Consider the following 14708-nt stretch of genomic DNA (forward strand, 5'->3'; position numbering starts at 1 on the left):
CGGCAGCCGATCATGCGAATGTCGAGTGGTTGGACATTCAACCCGCGAGTCCGGACAGGCGGGTCGAGAATCCCTCCCCGCCGCCGAGGAAGTAGGCGCTTCATGCTCCAGCAGAACACCACCAAGCGCATCGGATACTGGCTTCTGCATTTGCACCGGCTCTTCGACGAAGCCACCGCGAAGGCCCTCGCCGGAGAGGATCTGAACCGGCGCCAGTGGCAGGTTCTGCACGCGATCAGTATCGGCGTGCGGACCGTAGCGGACATCGACGCGGCATTCTCCCCGTTCCTGGCCGTGGACCGTTCCGACTCCTACCGGCCGGTGGTCGACGGATTCGTGGACCGCGGCTGGGTGCTCCGTCAGGGCGACACGGTGACGCTCACCGAATCCGGCATCGCGGCGCACCAGCGGGCCGAGGTCCTGGTGAACGGCCACGCGGCCCGCTCGCTCGCCGGAATCTCCGAAGCCGAATTCCTCGCCGCCAATGACGTACTGGCTCGCATAGCCGCCAACATCGAGAACAAGTAGGGATTTTCCGACATCCGCCACCCCCGGGATCGGCTCCCCGGACGCTCTGGAGATTCACATGGACGCTTCAGTCATTGTCGTCGGCGCCGGGCCGGCCGGGCTCATGCTGGCCGGAGAACTGCGTCTGGCGGGCGTCGACACGATCGTGCTCGACCGGCTGCCGGAACGGACCGGCGAGTCACGCGGGATCGGCTTCACCATCCGCACGATGGAGGTGTTCGACCAGCGCGGCCTGCTGCCCCGGTTCGGCGGGATCCAGACGAGCGAGGAGGGGCACTTCGGCGGCCTCCCGCTCGACCTGGCGGCCCTGAACGCCGCCCACGCGTCGGCGCGCGCCGTCCCCCAGTCCGCCACCGAGTCCGTACTGGAGTCCTGGGCACGGGAGTTGGGCGCCGACATCCGGCGCGGCACGGAGGTCACCGGCCTCGCCGAGGACGGCGAGGGCGTGACCGTGATCCTCCGCGACTCGGCCCGTGCGCTGCGGGCCCGCTACGTGGTGGGCTGCGACGGCGGTCGCAGCACCGTCCGCAAGCTCGCCGGATTCGACTTCCCCGGCACGCCCGCGACCACCGAGCTGTTCCTCGCCGACCTCAAGGGCGTGGACCTGGAGCCCCGGATGACCGGGCAGCCCACCGACGGCGGCCTGGTGATGGTGGCCAAGCTGCCCGGCGGCATCCACCGGATCATCGTCGGAGAGCGCGGCACCCCTCCGCAACGCCGTTCGGGGCCGCCGGAGTTCGGCGAGGTCGCCGACGTGTGGAAGCGGCTCACCGGCATCGACCTCACCGGTGCCGAGCCGGTCTGGGTGAGCTCGTTCAGCGATGCCGCCCGGCAGGCCACCGAGTACCGGCGCGGCCGGGTGCTGCTCGCCGGGGACGCCGCGCACGTCCACCTCCCCGCGGGCGGCCAGGGCATGAACACCTCCGTCCAGGACTCGGTCAACCTGGGCTGGAAGCTCGCCGCGGTGGTGCGGGGCACGGCGCCCGAGGCGCTGCTCGACACCTACCACGAGGAGCGGCACGAGGTCGGCCGCCGGCTGCTGGCCAACACCCGGGCGCAGAGCCTGCTGATCCTCGGCGGCGAGGAGGTCTCGCCCGTACGGGAGATGCTCGGCGAACTCCTCGTCCACCCCGAGGTGGTCCGCCATCTCGCGGCGCGGGTCAGCGGCCTCGACATCCGCTACGACGTCGGGGGCGGGCGCAGTCCGCTGCTCGGCGCGCGTCTGCCGCACCTCGACCTGACCCGGGAGCGCGGGCGCACCACGAGCACCGCGCTCCTGCGCACCGGGCGGGGCCTGCTGCTGGACCTCGACGACAACGCGACGCTGCGCGGGCGGGCCGACGCCTGGCGGGACCGGATCGACATCGTGACGGCGACCCCGGTCGGCGTACCCGACGGCAGTGACCTGAAGGGGACTTCGGCGGTGCTCGTGCGCCCGGACGGACACGTCGCCTGGGCCGCTCCCGGCAGCCACCACGACCTACCGATGGCCCTGAACCGCTGGTTCGGGCCCGCTCGACAAGCAAGGGAGTAGGGAAAACCATGCACAGCACTCTGATCGTGGCCAGGATGGCCCCCTCCTCGGCCCAGGACGTCGCCCGGCTCTTCGGCGCCTTCGACCACACCGACATGCCCGACCGGATGGGCACCCGCCGCCGTCAGCTCTTCTCCTACCGGGGCCTGTACTTCCACCTCCAGGACTTCGACGACGACAACGGCGCGAGCCGCATCGAGGAGGCCAAGACCGATCCGCTGTTCACCACGATCAGCGACCGCCTCAAGCCGTACATCGAGGCGTACGACCCGGCGACCTGGCGTTCCCCCGCGGACGCCATGGCCCGCCGCTTCTACGAATGGAGCGCGTGATGGGCGACGTCCACGGCCGGCGGGTCGTGATCACCGGTGTCGGGGTGACCGCGCCGGGCGGTCAGGGCACCAAGGGCTTCTGGAAGCTGCTCACCGACGGTCGCACGGCGACGCGCCGCATCTCGTTCTTCGACCCGTCGCCGTTCCGTTCGCAGGTGGCCGCCGAGGTCGACTTCGACGCGGAGCTGTCCGGACTCACCCCCCAGGAGATCCGGCGCATGGACCGGGCCGCGCAGTTCGCGGTGGTCACGGCGCGCGAGGCGGTCGCCGACAGCGGCCTGGAGTTCGAGGCGCTCGCCCCGCACCGCACCGGAGTGACGATCGGCAGCGCGGTCGGCGCCACGATGGGCCTCGACCAGGAGTACCGGACCGTCAGCGACGGCGGCCGCCTCGAACTGGTCGACCAAGCCTACGCCGTACCGCACCTCTACAACTACATGGTGCCCAGCTCCTTCGCGACGGAGGTCGCCTGGGCGGTGGGCGCCGAGGGCCCGAGCACGGTCGTCTCCACCGGCTGCACCTCCGGTCTCGACGCGGTGGGATACGCCGCCGACGTCATCAGGGAGGGCTCCGCGGACGTGATGATCGCGGGCGCCGCCGACGCGCCCATCTCGCCCATCACGGTGGCCTGCTTCGACGCGATCAAGGCGACCACGCCGCGCAACGACGATCCGCGGCACGCCTCGCGCCCCTTCGACAACAGCCGCAACGGCTTCGTCCTGGGTGAGGGCTCGGCGGTCTTCGTCCTGGAGGAGTTGGAGAGCGCCCGCAGGCGCGGCGCGCGGATCTACGCCGAGGTCGCCGGCTTCGCGACCAGGTCGAACGCCTTCCACATGACAGGGCTGCGCCCCGACGGCAAGGAGATGGCCGAGGCGATCCGGGTCGCGCTCGACGAGGCGCGGCTCGCCCCGCAGGACATCGACTACATCAACGCGCACGGCTCCGGCACCAAGCAGAACGACCGGCACGAGACGGCCGCGTTCAAGCGCAGCCTCGGCGACCACGCCTACCGCACGCCGGTCAGCTCCATCAAGTCGATGGTGGGGCACTCGCTCGGCGCGATCGGCTCGATCGAGGTGGCCGCCTCGGTCCTCGCCATGGCCCACGACGTCGTGCCCCCGACCGCGAACCTCCACAACCCCGACCCGGAGTGCGACTTGGACTACGTACCGCTGACGGCCCGGGAGTGGAAGACCGACGCGGTGCTCTCCGTCGGCAGTGGGTTCGGCGGCTTCCAGAGCGCGATCGTGCTCGCCGCCCCCGACCGGGCGGGCGCCCGATGAGCTCGCGCACGGTGGTCACGGGACTCGGCGTCGTCGCGCCCACCGGCCTCGGCCTGGCGGACTACTGGGCGGCGACGCTCGCCGGACGGGGCGCGATCGGCCGGGTCACCCGGTTCGACCCGACGCCGTACGACTCCCGGCTCGCGGGCGAGATCCACGGCTTCGACGCCAGGGAACACCTTCCCGGCAGGCTGCTCCCCCAGACGGACCGGATGACGCGCCTCGCCCTGGTCGGCGCCGACTGGGCGTTCGCGGACGCGGGCGTCGTCCCGTCCGAGCTGCCCGACTACGACGTCGGCGTCATCACGGCGAGCCACTCCGGCGGCTTCGAGTTCGGGCAGAACGAGCTGCGCGCGCTGTGGAGCAAGGGCGGCCAGTACGTCAGCGCCTACCAGTCGTTCGCCTGGTTCTACGCGGTCAACAGCGGCCAGATCTCCATCCGCGGCGGACTGCGCGGCCCGAGCAGCGTGGTGGTCAGCGACCAGGCCGGTGGCCTCGACGCGGTGGCGCAGGCCCGCCGGCAGATCCGCAAGGGCACCCGCATGGTGATCTCCGGGGCGGTCGACGCCTCCATCTGCCCGTGGGGCTGGGTGGCCCAGCTGACCAGCGGGCGCCTGACCACCAGCGACGACCCGGACCGCGCCTACCTGCCCTTCGACGACCGGGCCTCGGGCCACGTGCCGGGCGAGGGCGGCGCCCTGCTCGTCCTGGAGAACGCCGAGCACGCCCTGGAACGCGGCGCCCCTCAGGTGTACGGGGAGATCGCCGGGCACGCCTCCACCGTCGACCCGCGGCCCGGCAGCGACCGCGCGCCGACCCTGCAGCGCGCCATGGAACTCGCCCTGGCCGACGCCGGCCTGGCGCCGGACGACATCGACGTGGTGTTCGCCGACGCGGCGGCCGTGCCCGACCTGGACCGGGCCGAGGCGGAGGCGATCACCAAGGTGTTCGGGGTGCGCGCCGTACCGGTGACCGCGCCGAAGACGATGACGGGCCGCCTGTACTCGGGCGCGGCACCGCTGGACCTGGCGGCCGCGTTCCTGTCGATGCGCGACGGCGTGATCCCGCCGACCACCGGCTCCACCCTCTCCCCGGACTACGACATCGACCTGGTCACCGGCGCCCCCCGCCCCCACGCGGTGCGCGCCGCCCTCGTCCTCGCCCGCGGCCAGGGCGGATTCAACTCCGCGATGGTCGTGCGGGCCGCCCACCTCTGACGGAAGGAACCCCCGTGTCCACCACCGATTTCACCCTCACCGAGCTCAAGCGGATCCTCCTGGAGGCCGCCGGCGCCGACGCGGAGGCCGACCTGGACGGGGACATCCTCGACACCGAGTTCGCCGACCTCGGCTACGAGTCGCTCGCCCTCCTGGAGACCGCCGGACGCATCGAGCGCGAGTACGGGATCAGCCTCGACGAGGACGCCTTCGGCGAGGCCCGCACCCCGCGCGCCCTGATCGACCTCGTCACCGCCCACCTGCCCGCCGCCCACGCCGCCTGACCGGGAGCCGAACATGACCGACACCACCGCACGCAGGGTCGCCCTGGTCACCGGCGCGACCAGCGGGATCGGCCTGGCCTCGGCCCGGCTGCTCGCCGAGCAGGGGCACCGGGTGTTCCTGTGCGCCCGCGACGAGAAGGCCGTCGCCGAGACCGTCGGGACCCTGCGGGAGGAGGGCCTCGACGTGGACGGCACCACCGGCGACGTGCGCTCCAAGGAGCAGGTGGCCGACGTGGTGCGGGCCGCGGTCGCCCGCTTCGGGCCGATCGACGTCCTGGTGAACAACGCGGGCCGCTCGGGCGGCGGGGTGACCGCCGACCTGGCCGACGAGCTGTGGGAGGACGTCATCGCGACCAACCTCACCAGCGTGTTCCTGGTGACCCGCGAGGTCCTCAACGCCGGCGGGATGCGCGCCAAGGAGCGCGGCCGCATCATCAACATCGCCTCCACCGCCGGCAAGCAGGGCGTGGTGCTCGGCGCCCCCTACTCGGCGTCCAAGCACGGCGTGGTCGGCTTCACCAAGGCCCTCGGCAACGAGCTCGCGCCGACCGGCGTCACGGTGAACGCGGTGTGCCCCGGCTACGTGGAGACCCCCATGGCGCAGCGGGTCCGCCAGGGTTACGCGGACGCGTACGGCACCACCGAGGACGCGATCCTGGAGAAGTTCCAGTCGAAGATCCCGCTCGGCCGGTACTCGACGCCCGAGGAGGTCGCGGGCCTGGTCGGCTACCTCGCCTCCGACCTGGCGGGTTCCATCACCGCCCAGGCGCTGAACGTGTGCGGCGGCCTCGGCAACTTCTGATCCCGCCCGACCCGACTGAGGAGCACCCATCATGACGACCCGTGAGGTCGAGCACGAGATCACCGTCGCGGCGACGGCGAAGGAGGTCTACCGGCTGCTCGCCGAGGTCGAGAACTGGCCGCGCCTGTTCCCGCCGAACGTGTACGTCGAGTACCTGGAGCGGGAGGGCGACCGGGAGCGGATACGGATCTGGGCCACCGCCAACGGCGAGGCCAAGAACTGGACCTCACGCCGCGACCTCGACCCGGAGGCACTGCGCATCACCTTCCGGCAGGAGGTGTCGTCCCCGCCGATCGCCGAGATGAGCGGCACCTGGGTCATCGAGCCGCTGGGCCCGGAGGAGACCCGGCTGCGGCTGCTGCACTCCTACCGGGCCGTCGACGACGACCCCGAGTCGCTCGCCTGGATCGACGAGGCGGTCGACAGCAACAGCCGCGCCGAGCTGCCCTCGCTCAAGGCCGGGCTCGAAGAGGCCGCGCGGACCGCGGAGTTGACGCTGTCGTTCACGGACTCGGTGCGGGTCGAGGGGTCCGCGAAGGACCTGTACGACTTCGTCAACGAGGCCGACCGGTGGGTCGAGCGCCTGCCGCACGTCGGCACCGTCAAGCTCACCGAGGACACCCCCGGCCTACAGGTCCTGCGGATGGACACCGTCGCCAAGGACGGCTCCACCCACACCACCGAGTCGGTGCGGGTGTGCTTCCCGCACCGGCGGATCGCGTACAAGCAGACCACGCTGCCCGCGCTCATGACGCTGCACACCGGGACCTGGCAGTTCGAGGAGGGCGACGACGGGGTCGTCACGGCCTCCTCGCAGCACACCGTGGTCGTCAACGCGGAGAACATCACCAGGATCCTGGGCCCGGACGCGGACGTCGAGCAGGCCAGGAAGTTCCTGCGCGACGCGCTCGGCACCAACAGCCGGGCCACCCTGGAGCACGCCAAGCGGTACGCGGAAGCGCGGCGCTGACCCATGCCGTCCACCTCGACTCCCCCGACGGACACCGATGTCGTGATCGTCGGCGCGGGGCCCGTCGGGCTGCTGCTCGCCGGGGACCTGCGCACGCACGGCGTGCGCACCACCGTCCTGGAACGGCTCGGCGCGCCGATGACCGAGTCGCGGGCGTCCACGCTGCACGCCCGCACCATGACGCTGTTCGAGGAGCGCGGCATCCTCGAACGGCTCGGTGAGCTGCCGGACGGCGGCCCCGGCCACTTCGGGGGCATGCGGCTCGACCTGACCGCCGCCGACCCCGGCCACCGGTACGCCGGCCAGTGGAAGTGCCCGCAGACCCGCATCGAGTCGGTCCTCCAGGAGCGTGCCGTGGAGCTCGGGGCGCGGCTGCGGCGCGGGCTGCGCGTGGTGTCCCTGGCCGACCGGGACGGGCACGTCCTGGTCGAGGCCGTCGGGGAGGACGGCGAGCGCGTCCGCGTCACCGGCGCGTTCGTGGTGGGGTGCGACGGAGGCGACAGCACGGTACGGCGGCTCGCCGGCTTCGAGTTCGCGGGCCACGCCGCGACCCGCGAGATGCTGCGGGCCGACGTGGCGGGCATCGACGTGCCGGCCCGGCGCTTCGAGCGGCACCCCAACGGCCTCGCCGTGGCGCACCGTTGGCCGGACGGCAGCACCCGGGTGATGGTCCACGTCTTCGGCACGGACCCGAAGGAGCGCACCGGGCCGCCCACGTTCGACGAGGTCGTCACCGCGTGGGCGGAGGTCACCGGTGAGGACATCGGCCACGGCACGCCCCGGTGGCTGAACGCGTTCGACAACACCAGCCGGCAGGCGACCCGGTACCGCAGGGGCCGGGTCCTGCTCGCGGGCGACGCCGCCCACGTGCAGATGCCCGTCGGCGGGCAGGCGCTCAACCTGGGCCTGCAGGACGCCGCCGAACTCGGCGGGCGCCTCGCGGAGCGGGTCGGGTCGGAGGACCGCGACGACCTGCTCGACGGCTACGACCTCGTGCGCAGGCCCGTCGGCACGCACACCCTCGACAACATCCGGGCGCAGTCCCTGCTGCTCCTCGGCGGGCCCGAAGTGGAGCACCTGCGGGACGTGTTCGGCGAACTCCTCGGCCTGGCCCGGGTCCGCCGCCACCTGGCCCGCATGATCAGCGGCCTCGGCCACCCCCACACCCCCACGGCACCGCACACCTCCCCCCTCGCGGGCGCCCCACACGCCCCGACCGCACCGACCGCATCGACCGACAGGAGTTCCACGATGGGCAGGCTCACCGACAAGACGGCGCTGGTCACCGGTTCCAGCCGGGGCATCGGCCGCGCCATCGCACAGCGCCTCGCCCGGGAGGGCGCCCTCGTCATCGTGCACTACGCCTCCGACCGGGCCTCCGCCGACGAGACCGTGGAGCTGATCGAGCGGGACGGCGGCCGCGCCTTCCCGGTCCGCGCGCCGCTCGGCGTCCCCGGCGACGTGCACGAGCTGTTCCTCGGCGTGGAGCGGGGCCTGAAGGAGCGGACCGGGGAGACCAGGCTCGACATCCTGGTCAACAACGCGGGCGCCACCACTCCGGCCGGGCTCGCCCCCGAGGACGTCACCGCCGAGGAGTTCGACCGGCTCTTCGCCGTGAACGCGAAGGCCCCGTTCTTCATCGTGCAGCGGGCGCTCCCGCTGCTCGCCGACGGCGGCCGCGTCATCAACATCTCGTCGGGGCTCACCCGTTTCGCCAGCCCCGACCAGGTGGCGTACGCCATGACGAAGGGCGCCGTCGAGCAGCTCTCGCTGCACTTCGCCCGGCACCTCGCCCCGCGCGGCATCACCGTGAACAGCGTGGCGCCCGGCATCACCAACAACGGCAGCGCGGTCTTCGACATCCCCGAGGCCGTGGAGCAGATGGCCCAGCTGTCCGCGTTCAAGCGGGTCGGCGAAGCGGGGGACGTCGCGGACGTCGTGACGTTCCTGGCCACCGACGAGGCCCGCTGGATCACCGGGTCCTTCGTCGACGCGAGCGGCGGCACCCTGCTCGGCTGACCCGACCGGAGCCGACCCGACCGGACCACCAGGAGCGACGATGACCACCGCGCAGGCACCCGTGACCACCGCCGGCGACCGGCTCGGCGAACTCAGGGAAATCAAGGAACTGGCGCGACTCGGAGCCGACCCGAAGGCCACCGAGCGCCAACACGCCAAGGGCAAGCTCACCGCGTACGAACGCATCGACCTGCTGCTCGACCCGGGCAGCTTCACCGAGGTGGAGCAGCTGCGGCGGCACCGGGCGACCGGCTTCGGCCTGGAGGCGAAGCGCCCCCACACCGACGGCGTGGTCACGGGCTGGGGCACCGTCGAGGGCCGGACGGTCTTCGTGTACGCGCACGACTTCCGGATCTTCGGCGGCGCGCTCGGCGAGGCGCACGCCCAGAAGATCCAGAAGATCATGGACATGGCCATCGCGGCCGGCGCCCCGCTGGTCTCGCTGAACGACGGAGCGGGCGCCCGCATCCAGGAGGGCGTCTCGGCGCTCGCCGGGTACGGCGGCATCTTCCAGCGCAACACCCGCGCCTCCGGGGTCATCCCGCAGATCAGCGTGATGCTCGGGCCCTGCGCCGGCGGCGCGGCCTACTCGCCCGCGCTCACCGACTTCGTGTTCGCGGTCCGCGGCATCTCGCAGATGTTCATCACGGGCCCGGACGTGGTGCGTTCGGTGACGGGCGAGCAGGTCACCCAGGACGGGCTCGGCGGCGCCGACGTGCACGGCGGCGTGTCGGGCGTCGCGCACTTCGTGCACGACGACGAGGAGAGCTGCCTCGCGGACGTACGCCTCCTGCTGTCGATGCTGCCGTCCAACAACCGGGAACTGCCGCCCGCGGCACCGAACGGCGACCCGGCCGACCGTCGCGTGGACCGCCTGCTCGACCTGGTGCCCGCCGACGGCAACCGGTCGTACGACATCCGCGACGTGATCACCGAGATCGTCGACGACGACGAGGTGCTGGAGGTGCACGCCCAGTGGGGCGCCAACCTCGTGTGCGCCCTGGCCCGGCTCGACGGCCAGGTGATCGGCGTCGTCGCGAGCCAGCCGTCCTCGCTGGCCGGCGTCCTGGACATCAAGGCCAGCGAGAAGGGCGCGCGGTTCGTGCAGTTCTGCGACGCCTTCAACATCCCGCTGCTCACCCTCGTCGACGTGCCGGGCTTCCTGCCCGGCGTCGACCAGGAGCACGAGGGCATCATCCGGCGCGGCGCGAAGCTCCTCTACGCCTACTGCAACGCGACCGTCCCCCGGGTCTCGGTGATCCTGCGCAAGGCCTACGGCGGCGCGTACATCGTGATGGACTCCCGCTCCATCGGCGCCGACCTGTCCTACGCCTGGCCCACCAACGAGATCGCGGTGATGGGCGCGGAGGCCGCAGCCGACGTCGTCTTCCGCCGCGAGATCGCCGCGGCCCAGGACCCGGCCGCCACCCGCGAACAGAAGATCAAGGAGTACCGGCGGGAACTCGTCCACCCCTACTACGCGGCCGAACGCGGCCTGGTCGACGACGTCATCCACCCCGGCGACACCCGCTCCGTCCTGATCCGCGCGTTCGCGATGCTGCGCCGCAAGGACGTCGACCTGCCGCAGCGCAAGCACGGCAACCCCCCGCAGTGAACGGCCCGCCGGCCGGCTCCGACGGGTCCTCGTTCCTGCGCGTGGAGCGGGGCGTCCCGGACCCGATCGAGCTGGGCGCCCTCGTCACCGTCCTGTACGCCCGGCTGGCCGCGGCTCAGGAGGAGCCGCAGGACTCCGGGCACCCGTCGGCGCGCTGGCGCCGCCTCGAACGCGCACCCGGCTTCCGGGGCCCGAGGACCTGGCGGCACGGCCCCAGTTGAGCACCGCACCCCCCAAGACACGGAGACCAGAGCATGGATGTCGGACTTCTCTTCGACCTGCGCAACCCCGACCAGTGGCACCGGCCCTGGGCCGACCACTACGCCCGCTCCCTCGAGTTCTGCGAGGAGGCCGACCGGCGCGGCGCGGACGGCCTCTGGTTCACCGAGCACCACCTCTTCGAGGACGGCTACCTGCCCTCGCCCCTGACGTTCGCCGCGGCCGCCGCCGCCCGCACCCGCAACGCCCGCATCGGCACCGCGGTCGTGCTCCCCAACCTCCACAAGCCCGCCCGGCTCGCCGAGGACGCCGCGGTCGTCGACCTGATCAGCGGCGGCCGGCTGGAGATCGGCTTCGGCGCCGGCTACCGGGTGCCCGAGTACGACCTGTTCGACGCCGACTTCAAGAGCCGCTTCACCCAGGTCGAACGCAACATCGCCGAGGTCAGGCGGCTCTGGGAGGAGGGCGGCATCACCCCGGGACCGCTCCAGTCGCCGGTCCCGCTGTGGGGCGGCTTCTACGGTCCGCGCGGCGCCCGCATCGCGGGCCGGCTCGGCATCGGCCTCCTGCACATCTCGCACGCGTCGTACGGGCACTACCGCGAGGGCCTGATCGAGGGCGGCCACGACCCCGAGCTCGCCCGGGTCTCCGACCTGCTCCCCGTGATGCTCGCCGACGACCCCGAAGCGGCCTGGCCCCGCGTCGCACCGCACCTCGCCCACCAGATGAACACCTACCGGCAGGGCTCGGTGGAGGGCACGGACCACCCCAGGCCGCCGCTGCTCGGCGCCGACGACTTCCCGGAGGCCCCGAAGGCCGACGGCTCCTGGTCGACCCTGGAGATCCTCACGCCCGAGGACGCCGCGGCCCGCATCCTCGAACGGACCAAGGGCCTCCCGGTGAAGCACCTGATCTTCTGGGCGAGCATCGCCGGGATGCCGGACGACCTCGTCGTGCGCAACATCGAGTTGGTCAGCGAGCGCCTGCCCGCGCTGCTCGCCGAGGCCGCCGGGGCCGACGCCGCCGGGGCCGCCGGGGCCGCCGCCGGATCCCGCCCGGGCGAGGTGCCCGCAGGTGACTGAGGCGCCCGCCGCGCAGACCCTCTCCGCGCCGGCCCGCCAGGGCGGCTGGCGGCTCCTGTTCATCCTGTCGGGCAACATGGTCCTCGACGCCATCGAGGTCTCCGTGGTCCTCGTCGCCCTGCCCTGGATCGGCGCCGACCGCGGCCTGTCGGTGTGGACGGTGCAGTGGCTGATGGGCGGCTTCGCCGCCGGATTCGCCGCGATGCTGCTCCTCGGCCCCCGCGCCACCGCCCGGTGGGGCCTGCGCCGCTGCTACCTCGTGGCGATGCTGGTGTTCGCCGCGGCCTCGGTGGCGGGCGGCCTGGCCGACTCGACCGCCCTCCTGATCGCCTCACGCGTCCTCAAGGGCGGCTGCGCCGCGCTCACCGCGCCCGCCGGGCTGGCCCTGATCACCACCACGGTCCCCGACGGCCCGCCACAGCGGCGGGCCGTGTCGGTGTACTCCCTGTTCGGCGCGGCCGGGTTCACCCTCGGCCTGCTGCTCTCCGGGGTGCTCACCGCGGCGAGCTGGCGCTGGACGTTCCTGTTCCCCGCGCCGCTCGCCCTCGTGCTCCTGGTGTGGGGCCTGCGGGTGATCCCGGACACCGGACGCCGGACGCCGCCGCGCCTGACGGCGGAACTCGCCCGCAACGGCTCGCTGGTCCGCGCGGCACTCGGCGCGGCCACCCTCAACGGCACCTACGCGGCCCTGCTCCTCCTGGTCACCTTCCAGGCGCACGACCGCTTCGGGTGGCAGCCCTGGCAGGTGGCGCTGGCGCTGCTCCCCGCCTGCGTGCCGCTCGCGGTGTCCGTGCCGTTCGCCGGCCGCCTGGTCGCCCGCTTCGGTACCCGGCGGCAGATCGCCGCCGGGGCGGCGGCCGCGTTCGCGGGCCAGCTGCTCCTGCTGCTGCGCCCCGAACCCGCCTCGTACGCCGGCGGTCTGCTGCCGACGCTCCTCCTCGTCGGCGCCGCCATGGCCCTGTCCTTCGCGTCCCTGAACATGCAGGCCACCCAGGACGTCGAACCGGGCCTGCGCGCGGCGGCGGTGCCGCTGTTCCAGACGGGCGTGCAGCTCGGCGGCGTCCTGATGCTGCCGCTGACCGCCGCCCTGCTCACCCACTTCGGCGGCCACCGGCCGGCGCTCCTGGCCGTCGCGCTCGCCGGTGCGGCCGGGGTCGGCATCGCGGTCTCCGGAACGCGCTCCGGCCTGCCGGGCGTCGACCGCGTCGGCCCCGGGCCGCGCACGGAGAGGAACTCGTCATGACCGCTTCCCTGGAGATCACCGTCGAGGAGGACAGCTGCGTGGCCTCAGGGCAGTGCGTGATGACCGTGCCGGAGGTCTTCGACCAGCGTGACGAGGACGGTGTCGTCGTCCTGCTCGACGCCCGGCCGCCCGCCGCGGCCCATGACGGGGTGCGCGCGGCGGCGGCCCTCTGCCCGGCCGCCGCCATCCGTGTGGCGCAGGGGCCGCGGCCGCGCGGCTGACCCCCGACCGCGCCGCCGCGAACAGCGGTGGGCCGCCCTCCGACCAGGAGGGCGGCTCACCGGCGTGTGGCCTTCCGCCCGGGGCGTCCCCGGGCGGAAGGCCACGCGGTCACCACTCGACGGGCAGGCTCTTGACCCCGTACACCAGCGACTCCGTGCGGTACTCGATCTTCTCGAACGGGACGGCGAGCCGCAGGCCGGGGAAGCGGCGGAACAGCGCGGGCAGCGCGATGCCGAGTTCGAGACGGGCGAGTTGCTGGCCGACGCACTGGTGCCGGCCGTAGCCGAAGGCCAGGTGCGGCACCGGCTTGCGGCGCAGGTCGAGCTCGTCCGCGGGCGAGGGCAGGTCGGCGCCGTGGTTGGCCATCAGCGTGGAGACGACGACGTACTCGCCGGCGCGTACCTCCTGGCCGTTGACCGACAGGTCGGTGCTCGCCCTCCTGACCAGCGGGGGCGCCACCGCGAGGAACCGCAGCAGCTCCTCGACGGCGCCACCGGACAGCTCGTCCTCGTCGCGCAGGACCGCCAACTGCTCCGGGTGCGACAACAGGGCGAGGACGCTGAGCCCGATCATGCCGGAGAGGGTCCCGTGTCCGGCCACGAGGACGTCCAGGCCCATGCCGATCAGTTCGTCGTTGCTGAGCTCCGCACCGTGCTTGCGCACCAGGTCCCCGAGGATGTTGTCGCCCGGATCCCACCGGTGTGCGGCGACCAGTTGGGCCATGTAGTCGATCATGGCCGCAAAGTTCTCCTGCTGGACCTCCAAGGTGGTGTCGACGCTGCTCGCGATCGAACTGCGCTCCAGGATGCCCGCCCGGTCCTCGAGCGGTGCCCCCAGCAGCTCGCAGATCACGATCAGCGGCAGCGGTTCGGCGAAGGTCCTGATCAGGTCGGCGCCAGGACCGGCCTCCTCCACCGCGTCGAGGTGCTTCTCCACGATCTGCCCGATCACGCCGCTGAGCGCCCGGATCCGCTTCATGGTGAAGGCACCGGCCTGCATCCGGCGGTACCGGGTGTGCTCGTCCCCGTCGTAGTTGAGCAGGACGCCCGGCTGGTTCATCACCGAGCGCGGGCCGGTCCAGTGCGGGTCGAAGGCGAACCCGACCTCGTGGCGGGCGTCGGACAGCACCGTACGGGCGTCGTCCTCCCGGGTGATGAGGACGGCTCCGACCTCGCCGAGCTGGGAGTTCGGCACCGGGACCCGGTGCAGCGACGGGTCCTGGTGCAGTTCCACCAGAGCGGGCCCGGGCCGGAACGGACACTCGGCCTGACGGTGGTTGTGGGGCATCGACACCGGTTCGGTCATGGCGTTCATTTCCTTCCTGACGGCACGAGGGCGGTTCAGCGCGGAGCGGCCAC

General features: G+C 72.8%; 15 protein-coding genes. 14 read left to right on the plus strand and 1 reads right to left on the minus strand.

The window, feature by feature from the left end:
• Window positions 1-102: 102 nt before the first annotated feature.
• From ACIQ87_RS25435 to ACIQ87_RS25500, 14 genes are read left to right on the plus strand one after another with little or no spacing between them, the layout of a single operon-like run.
• Window positions 103-528 carry a MarR family winged helix-turn-helix transcriptional regulator gene (locus ACIQ87_RS25435; RefSeq protein ID WP_402410388.1) on the plus strand — a complete coding sequence of 142 codons (426 nt, stop codon included), beginning with the start codon at window positions 103-105 and terminating at the stop codon, window positions 526-528.
• 58 nt (window positions 529-586) lie between these two features.
• Window positions 587-2062 (plus strand): FAD-dependent monooxygenase, encoded by a 1476-nt coding sequence (locus tag ACIQ87_RS25440; RefSeq protein WP_402410390.1) that lies wholly within the window; start codon window positions 587-589, stop codon window positions 2060-2062.
• Window positions 2063-2070: 8 nt separating this feature from the next.
• Window positions 2071-2394 (plus strand): TcmI family type II polyketide cyclase, encoded by a 324-nt coding sequence (locus ACIQ87_RS25445; RefSeq protein WP_402410391.1) that lies wholly within the window; start codon window positions 2071-2073, stop codon window positions 2392-2394.
• On the plus strand, window positions 2394-3677 hold the full coding sequence (locus tag ACIQ87_RS25450; protein ID WP_402410392.1) for a beta-ketoacyl-[acyl-carrier-protein] synthase family protein: 1284 nt from the start codon (window positions 2394-2396) through the stop codon (window positions 3675-3677). The genes ACIQ87_RS25445 and ACIQ87_RS25450 overlap by 1 nt, the downstream gene beginning before the upstream one ends.
• A complete protein-coding gene (locus tag ACIQ87_RS25455) occupies window positions 3674-4894 on the plus strand; it encodes a ketosynthase chain-length factor (RefSeq protein ID WP_402410394.1) in 1221 nt (406 codons plus the stop codon). Before ACIQ87_RS25450 ends, ACIQ87_RS25455 begins: the two co-directional genes overlap by 4 nt.
• 14 nt (window positions 4895-4908) lie before the next feature.
• Entirely contained in the window at window positions 4909-5178 is a 270-nt protein-coding gene (locus tag ACIQ87_RS25460) for an acyl carrier protein (protein ID WP_392882932.1), read from the plus strand.
• A 13-nt stretch (window positions 5179-5191) separates the two neighbouring features.
• The gene (gene fabG / locus ACIQ87_RS25465; protein ID WP_402410396.1) at window positions 5192-5980 is read left to right on the plus strand and encodes a 3-oxoacyl-ACP reductase FabG; all 789 of its coding nucleotides are present in this window, start codon (window positions 5192-5194) and stop codon (window positions 5978-5980) included.
• A 31-nt stretch (window positions 5981-6011) separates the two neighbouring features.
• On the plus strand, window positions 6012-6950 hold the full coding sequence (locus tag ACIQ87_RS25470; RefSeq protein ID WP_402410398.1) for an aromatase/cyclase: 939 nt from the start codon (window positions 6012-6014) through the stop codon (window positions 6948-6950).
• Window positions 6951-6953: 3 nt separating this feature from the next.
• Window positions 6954-8969 carry an SDR family oxidoreductase gene (locus ACIQ87_RS25475; protein WP_402410400.1) on the plus strand — a complete coding sequence of 672 codons (2016 nt, stop codon included), beginning with the start codon at window positions 6954-6956 and terminating at the stop codon, window positions 8967-8969.
• Window positions 8970-9009: 40 nt separating this feature from the next.
• Window positions 9010-10584: an acyl-CoA carboxylase subunit beta gene (locus ACIQ87_RS25480; RefSeq protein WP_402410402.1), complete on the plus strand. Its 1575-nt coding sequence runs from the start codon at window positions 9010-9012 to the stop codon at window positions 10582-10584.
• A complete protein-coding gene (locus ACIQ87_RS25485; RefSeq protein WP_402410403.1) occupies window positions 10581-10805 on the plus strand; it encodes an acyl-CoA carboxylase subunit epsilon in 225 nt (74 codons plus the stop codon). The genes ACIQ87_RS25480 and ACIQ87_RS25485 overlap by 4 nt, the downstream gene beginning before the upstream one ends.
• A gap of 33 nt (window positions 10806-10838) precedes the next feature.
• On the plus strand, window positions 10839-11885 hold the full coding sequence (locus tag ACIQ87_RS25490) for an LLM class flavin-dependent oxidoreductase (RefSeq protein ID WP_402410405.1): 1047 nt from the start codon (window positions 10839-10841) through the stop codon (window positions 11883-11885).
• Window positions 11878-13128: an MFS transporter gene (locus ACIQ87_RS25495; RefSeq protein WP_402410407.1), complete on the plus strand. Its 1251-nt coding sequence runs from the start codon at window positions 11878-11880 to the stop codon at window positions 13126-13128. The genes ACIQ87_RS25490 and ACIQ87_RS25495 overlap by 8 nt, the downstream gene beginning before the upstream one ends.
• Before the next feature lie 8 nt (window positions 13129-13136).
• Window positions 13137-13349, plus strand: a complete 213-nt coding sequence (locus tag ACIQ87_RS25500) for a ferredoxin (protein ID WP_402410511.1) — start codon at window positions 13137-13139, stop codon at window positions 13347-13349.
• 109 nt (window positions 13350-13458) lie between these two features.
• Here the strand turns inward: ACIQ87_RS25500 and ACIQ87_RS25505 are convergent, their stop codons facing one another.
• Window positions 13459-14655 carry a cytochrome P450 gene (locus ACIQ87_RS25505; RefSeq protein WP_402410409.1) on the minus strand — a complete coding sequence of 399 codons (1197 nt, stop codon included), beginning with the start codon at window positions 14653-14655 and terminating at the stop codon, window positions 13459-13461.
• Between the last annotated feature and the right edge of the window lie 53 nt (window positions 14656-14708).

This window comes from Kitasatospora sp. NPDC096204 (assembly GCF_044763205.1).
Taxonomy (GTDB): domain Bacteria; phylum Actinomycetota; class Actinomycetes; order Streptomycetales; family Streptomycetaceae; genus Kitasatospora.

Coding starts and splice junctions, on each gene's coding strand:
- ACIQ87_RS25475 (WP_402410400.1), top strand. CDS start 6,954: ATGCCGTCCACCTCGACTCCCCCGACGGACACCGATGTCGTGATCGTC.
- ACIQ87_RS25470 (WP_402410398.1), top strand. CDS start 6,012: ATGACGACCCGTGAGGTCGAGCACGAGATCACCGTCGCGGCGACGGCG.
- ACIQ87_RS25490 (WP_402410405.1), top strand. CDS start 10,839: ATGGATGTCGGACTTCTCTTCGACCTGCGCAACCCCGACCAGTGGCAC.
- ACIQ87_RS25445 (WP_402410391.1), top strand. CDS start 2,071: ATGCACAGCACTCTGATCGTGGCCAGGATGGCCCCCTCCTCGGCCCAG.
- ACIQ87_RS25450 (WP_402410392.1), top strand. CDS start 2,394: ATGGGCGACGTCCACGGCCGGCGGGTCGTGATCACCGGTGTCGGGGTG.
- ACIQ87_RS25435 (WP_402410388.1), top strand. CDS start 103: ATGCTCCAGCAGAACACCACCAAGCGCATCGGATACTGGCTTCTGCAT.
- ACIQ87_RS25440 (WP_402410390.1), top strand. CDS start 587: ATGGACGCTTCAGTCATTGTCGTCGGCGCCGGGCCGGCCGGGCTCATG.
- ACIQ87_RS25455 (WP_402410394.1), top strand. CDS start 3,674: ATGAGCTCGCGCACGGTGGTCACGGGACTCGGCGTCGTCGCGCCCACC.
- fabG (WP_402410396.1), top strand. CDS start 5,192: ATGACCGACACCACCGCACGCAGGGTCGCCCTGGTCACCGGCGCGACC.
- ACIQ87_RS25480 (WP_402410402.1), top strand. CDS start 9,010: ATGACCACCGCGCAGGCACCCGTGACCACCGCCGGCGACCGGCTCGGC.
- ACIQ87_RS25505 (WP_402410409.1), bottom strand. CDS start 14,655: ATGACCGAACCGGTGTCGATGCCCCACAACCACCGTCAGGCCGAGTGT.